The 6,660-nt window shown below is 48.8% G+C and carries 4 protein-coding genes; all 4 read left to right on the top strand.

The genetic code is table 11. The annotated features are described in order from the left end of the window. Window positions 1–247: 247 nt before the first annotated feature. The 4 genes from CLOSYM_RS07555 (at window position 248) to CLOSYM_RS07540 (ending at window position 6,639) form a co-directional block, all read left to right on the top strand. On the top strand, window positions 248–898 hold the full coding sequence (locus CLOSYM_RS07555) for a TetR/AcrR family transcriptional regulator (protein ID WP_021641651.1): 651 nt from the start codon (window positions 248–250) through the stop codon (window positions 896–898). 96 nt (window positions 899–994) lie between these two features. Beyond that, complete coding sequence (locus CLOSYM_RS07550) at window positions 995–2,125, top strand: efflux RND transporter periplasmic adaptor subunit (protein ID WP_003497509.1); 1,131 nt, start codon at window positions 995–997, stop codon at window positions 2,123–2,125. A 12-nt stretch (window positions 2,126–2,137) separates the two neighbouring features. After that, window positions 2,138–5,185 carry an efflux RND transporter permease subunit gene (locus CLOSYM_RS07545; RefSeq protein WP_021641649.1) on the top strand — a complete coding sequence of 1,016 codons (3,048 nt, stop codon included), beginning with the start codon at window positions 2,138–2,140 and terminating at the stop codon, window positions 5,183–5,185. A 293-nt stretch (window positions 5,186–5,478) separates the two neighbouring features. Beyond that, window positions 5,479–6,639, top strand: a complete 1,161-nt coding sequence (locus tag CLOSYM_RS07540) for a TolC family protein (RefSeq protein ID WP_021641648.1) — start codon at window positions 5,479–5,481, stop codon at window positions 6,637–6,639. Window positions 6,640–6,660: the final 21 nt, after the last annotated feature.

Genomic DNA, 6,660 nt, shown 5'->3' with positions numbered 1-6,660 from the left:
GGACGCGTCCTCCAACCTCAGTTAAATCTCCAATCAGATCTCAGCAGTCCCCTGTCTGAATTACAAATAAAGTTAAAATTATATTAAATTTTTATAAGTCTCTTGACAAGGTGACAGGCTGTCACTATAATAATGACAGCCTGTCACCTTTTTGCGATATTTTTACACTTGTACACAGTAGAATATCGGAGGGGCCTTGGCAGCCATACTAAAGATAAGAGTAAATAACAGGGGGGGAGGAAGACGTATGCCTACAGAACGGTTTTACAGACTTCCGGAAGAGAAGAAACGGAGCATCTGCAGCGCCGCCGTGAAGGAATTTGCGCGGGTGCCTCTCGATAAGGTATCAATTAACCAGATTATTAAAGAGGCGGATATATCCAGAGGGAGTTTTTATACATATTTTGAGGATAAATGGGATCTGCTGGCGTGCATTTTCGAGGACAGCCAGAACAGACTGAGAGATTTTTGCAGGGAGGCCCTGATCACGTCTGGAGGAAATATCTGGGTTATGCTGGAAGCGCTGCTGGACAGGACGATTGAATTTTGTTCCGGTAAAGGCCAGTTTAAATTCATTAAAAATGTGATGTATCATACGGGTTCAGAGGAGATCTTAAAGGGCTTTTCAAAAAGGATGAATGATACATACGGCCACAAGAATGAAGAGATAGAGAGGTGGATTTTTGAAAACACGGACAAGAAAGTGATGATGGTGGAAGATTATGAGGTGTTCCACTGTTTTTTCCAGCTTGCCATGTTAAGTATTGCGATGGAAATCAAAGACTATTTTGACGAAGTGCCTGTGGATACAATCAAATCCCGTTTTGCCAAAAAGCTGGAAATCCTGAAGAATGGGATATGCAGGAACGGTTCAGAAGGACGGGCCGGAAATTCATGAAAGACGGATAGAATAAAAAGGCTGCAATATATTTAATCATAGAAAAATAATCATAGAATTTTGAAGCGAAGAAAGCAGACGAAACAGGAGGACAACATGAAGAAGAAAAAAGTAATCATTACAGCGGTAGTGATTGTGGCGGCAGCAGCAATTATCTTGCCCAGATTTTTGAAACCGAAGGAGGAAGTTGCAGCGGCTTCTGTTCCGGTGGTCTCTATACAGAAGCCGGAGATTGGAAATATTGAATTGTATACAGGCCTGACCGGCACGGTCGAGCCATCAGATATTGTCTACATCATTCCGAAGGCGGCAGGCGAGGTGACCGACGTCTATGTGAAGGCGGGAGATTATGTGGAGGAAGGGCAGGAGCTGCTCCATATTGATACAAAACAGGTGGACGGAGCTAAAATCAACCTGGATACGGCTGCCGTTTCCCTTCAGGATGCCAATACAAACCTGCAGAGGATGAGCGTTCTGCTTCAGAGCGGCGACATCTCACAGCAGCAGTTTGAGCAGGTGCAGAGCAGCGCAAAGATGGCAAAGCTCCAGTATGATGCGGCAAAGCTGGCTTATGATAACCAGATTGAGTTCAGCACCATTACGGCGCCAATCAGCGGCCTTGTGGAAAGCTTTAACGTAGAAGTACACGATAATGTGGCCCAGTCTAACGTACTCTGTGTTATTTCAGGGGAAGGGACAAAGGCGGTGTCGTTTAATGTGACGGAACGGGTTGTAGACGGACTCAGCACCGGTGATGTGATCCGGATTGAGAAAAACGGCAGTGATTATCACGGTGTGATTACTGAAATCAGTTCCATGGTAGATGCGTCCACAGGCCTTTTCAAAATTAAAGCATCCCTTGAAGATGCGGATTCCCTGGCAACCGGGGCGCAGGTTAAGCTTTATGTTACATCCAGCAAAGCTGAAAACGTTATGATGATTCCGACAGATGCTATTTATTATCAGGGCGGAAAAGCAATGGTTTATACATATAAGGATAACGCAGTACATGAAGTGCCTGTGGAAGTAGGCATTTACGATGCGGAGAAGACAGAGATTACGGGAGGACTCAGCACGGAGGATGATGTAATTGTCACCTGGAGTTCCGAGCTGTTTGAAGGCTCGCAGGTAGAAATCCTCGGCGCATCCGGAACTGCCGGAGAAAGCACAACAGACGGCGCATCATCCGGTACGGCGGAAAACACGACAGAAGCAGAAGCGGAATAAGGAGGCACTCACATGGGATTAACAAGAAGCGTCCTGAAACGTCCGGTTACGACGGTTCTGGCAGTTCTCTGCCTGATCGTATTTGGTATTTCATCCATATTTTCATCGAAACTGGAGCTGACTCCCGAGATGGAAATGCCGATGGTAGTCGTATTTACCGTTTATCCGGGAGCTAACCCGGAGGACGTCGATGAACTGGTTACCAAGCCGATTGAAGATGAGATCGGCACTTTGAACGGAATTAAATCCGTAAACAGCTATTCAAATGAAAACATGTCCATGGTGCTGCTGCAGTATGAATACGGCACGGATATGGATAAGGCATATTCCGATTTAAAGAAAAAGACGGATGCCATGCAGAGCAGCCTGCCGGATGATGTGCAGACTCCGACTATCATGGAGTTCAACATTAATGACCAGGCGACGATGTATCTGGCGGTAAACAATGATAAAGCAGATAATCTTTATAACTATGTAGATGAGAAGATCGTCCCGGAGCTGGAGAAGATATCCTCCGTGGCCAGCGTTGACATCAGCGGCGGACGTGAGGAGTATATCCGGGTTGAAGTGATCCCGGAGAAGCTTAAGCAGTATCATCTCAGCATGAATTCCCTGGTTACGGCAGTCGCCTCCGCCAATCTGGCTTATCCGGCCGGAAGCACCGAGGTGGGGAGCCAGAGTCTTTCCGTTACAACAGGCGTTGAATTTGATGATATGGAGAGCCTGAAACGGATCCCGATTACGGTCGGAAACGGCAATACAATTTATCTTGAGGATGTGGCAAATGTCTACTCCACGTTAAAGGATGCCGCCGGTATCGGCCGGTACAACGGCCAGGATACGGTTGCGCTGGGCATAAAGAAACAGCAGAAAAGCTCGGCCATGGATGTGTCCAAAGCAGTTAACAGAACAATTTCACGATTAACTGAAGTAAATCCGGACCTTCAAATCGTTGTAGTAAATGACAACAGCGATCAGATTAACGGCTCATTAATCAGTGTATTGCAGACGATGATTGCGGCAATTATCGTATCAATGGTGGTTATTTTCCTGTTCTTCGGAGATTTAAAGGCGTCCCTGATTGTCGGAACGTCCATACCGGTGTCTATCCTGGCGGCCCTGGTTATGATGAGGGTCATGGGATTCTCGCTCAATGTTATCACTTTGGGAAGCCTGGTGCTGGGTGTCGGTATGATGGTTGACAACTCGATTGTAGTACTGGAGAGCTGTTTCCGTTCCACAAAAGGAAAAGGCTTTAACGAATTCCATAAAGCGGCCCTGGAAGGCAGCAGCATCGTAATCCAGTCGATTATCGGCTCAACGGCTACCACCTGCGTCGTATTCCTCCCGCTGGCGTTCCTGTCGGGTATGACGGGACAGATGTTTAAACCCCTTGGCTTCACGATTGTGTTCTGTATGGTTGCGTCACTCATTTCGGCTATGACGATCGTTCCGTTATGCTACATGATGTACCGGCCGAAGGAACGAACTACGGCTCCGCTTTCCGGTCTTGTGACAAAGATGCAGAACGGATACAGGGGTATCATGAAGTCACTTCTTCCTAAGAAGAAAACGGTTATGTTTACAACAGTAGCTCTGCTGGTTATTTCCCTTTTCCTGGCGACCCAGCTCAAGACGGAGCTGATGCCGGCAAATGACCAGGGTACCATATCAATCACCGTCGGCTTAAGGCCGGGTCTGGGAATTGAGAAAGCCAACGAGATTTTATCAGAGATTGAAGACTATGTGGCAAATGACGAGGATGTGGAATCCTACATGCTTTCCTACGGAAGCAGCGGACTCAGTATCTCGGGAGGCTCTTCCGCCTCGCTGACAGCATACCTGAAGGACGACAGAAAACGTTCCACAAAGAAAGTGGTTGATGAATGGAGGCCGGTGCTGACCTCGATTCCTGATACGAATATCACATTGTCTTCCCAGAGTGCCATGAGTATGATGGGAGGCGGAAACGAAGGCGTTGAGTATATCCTCCAGAGTACCCAGTACGATGAGCTGAAGGCGGCGTCCGATAAGATTGTCCAGGCGCTTAAGAACCGTCCTGAGGTAACAAGGATTCATTCTTCCCTGGAAAACTCGGCTCCGGTTATAAAGATTGAAGTGGACCCGCTGAAGGCAGCGGCAGAAGGCCTGACTCCCGCGCAGGTGGGAGGTACGGTCAACCTGATGCTCAGCGGCAAGGAAGCTACGACTCTCGATGTAAACGGCGGCGAAATCAGCGTCATGGTCGAGTATCCGGACGGCGAATATGATACGATTGACCAGGTGAAGGGAATCGTACTCGATACCGCGACCGGCGGTTCCGTGGCACTTACCGATATTGCCGACATTTATTTTAAAGACAGTCCTCAGAATATCGTCAGGGCTGACAAAGAATATCAGGTTACGATTACCGGTGATTTCGTGAAGGGCATTGCAAAGGACGATCAGGATGCAATAGAGACAACAATTTACAAAGAAGCAGTGCTTCCCAACATGTCTGAGAGCATTACCAGGGCTCAGAACAGTATGGATGAAGCGATGGCTGAAGAGTTCGGCGCACTTGCGGGAGCAATCGGCCTTGCCGTCTTCCTGATCTTCGTAGTTATGGCTGCCCAGTTTGAATCACCGAAGTTCTCTATCATGGTTATGACGACGATTCCGTTCAGCTTGATTGGTTCCTTCGGACTGATGTTCCTGGCTGACGCTACCATCAGTATGCCGTCCCTTTTGGGATTTTTGATGCTGGTCGGTACGGTTGTAAACAACGGTATTCTTTATGTTGATACGGCAAACCAGTACAGGAGCGATATGGACCGCGACACGGCCCTGATCGAAGCGGGAGCCACAAGGCTCCGTCCTATCCTGATGACAACGCTGACAACGATAGTAGCCATGATTCCGATGGCGCTTGGAATCGGCGACAGCGGCGAGATGATGCAGGGTATGGCGCTTGTAAACGTGGGCGGCCTGCTGGCTTCGACATCATTGTCCCTGCTGATGCTCCCGATTTATTACACACTGATGAACAGAGGGCACAGGGAAGAATTGGATGTGGATTAATGGCAGAAGTGTGGTAAAATGGTTTTGTAACAAAATATAGGAAGTATGCGGCTGTACCCGGCAGGGACAGCCGCATACGGATAGAAACCGTGGTCAGTTAAACGTTATTGTTCACACCCCGCCAAAAAACAGCGTGCTGCGAACAATAACACGCTTCGCGATGCACAGAAACGGCAAAAAGCGCCGTTTCGCGCCGTGCAACTCGGGATTTTTGTGCAAAATGCGCACGAAAACACCTCGCGGAATACAACCTGTGAACAGTAGCAGTTAAACTGCGGAGGTGAGAAAATAGAATGAAAAAAAGACGGAAACAGATAACTGCGGCCGCCCTGGCTGCCCTGGCAGCGATATCTCTGACAGTTCCCGCTTATGCGGCCGCAGGGCCTTCAGGAAAGACGACTTACATAAACGGGGCGGGAGCCGGTGCCGAGGATACGGTTCTGGATTACAACCACATTGACCAGAGGATTGAAAACTACAACACGAATTACAAGCAGCTCAATTCGACTCTGGTGAACAGCACCCAGTCGCTGGACGCGGCAAGAGAATTGAGAGAAGGTGCGTCGGATTTGATGGATGAAGCTTATGAGCTTCGTTCTGACGGCCTTAATGAGACCACGAGGGAGCTTTATGACAGCTACAAGGAGACGGCGAAGGAGCTGCGCAAACAGGCCCAGAAGCTGACAAACGAGGAGCTGGGAAGCTCTTACAAGAAGACACTCAGACAGACGAAAAGCAAACTGGTTGCTTCCACCCAGCAGCTGATGATCCAGTACAGTGAGACGATTGCAAAGCAGGAGCTGATGAACAAGCAGATAGAATTGGCCCAGGCCAATCTGGATGCGGCAAACAGGATGGCGGCCATGGGAATGAAATCGGTCCAGGATATCCAGACGGCCCAGGAAACCTTAAAACAGGCGGAAAGCGGCGCTGCCCAGCTTAAATACGGTATTGACAATATGAGGCAGAATCTGCTCATACTGACGGGATGGAACCATGACTCCGCTCCGGAAATACGGCCGGTACCGGCCTCCGATTTGTCGCGGATCGACCAGATGAATCCGGAGAACGATCTCCGGTCGGCCATAGGAGCCAACTACGATCTCCAGTCGCTTAAAGGAGCTTCCGCCTCCGGTTCCTCTGCGAGAAACGTGAAGAAGAGGAATGTGGCACAGTCGGAACAGGATGTGGCGTCCACGCTTCAGGCCCTTTATAATACTGTCATTTCCAAACGGCAGTCCTACGAGGCGGCTCTCTCCGAATATGCGGCTGCGGAGCAGAAAATGCAGGCGGCCGACCGGAAATATTCTCTGGGAATGATGGGAAAACTTGAGTACCTGAGCGCCCAGGCAGAATTTCTTACATCGAAGTCAAATAAAGAAGTTGCAGACATAGAACTATTTTCAGCCATGGAAAAGTATGACTGGGCGGTAAAAGGCCTGATCATGTCCTAATAGTAATGCAGAAGGAGAGTA

Source organism: [Clostridium] symbiosum ATCC 14940 (assembly GCF_000466485.1).
GTDB lineage: Bacteria > Bacillota > Clostridia > Lachnospirales > Lachnospiraceae > Otoolea > Otoolea symbiosa.
Note: the sequence above shows the minus strand (reverse complement) of the source record. Positions and strands in the feature narration are given on the sequence as shown.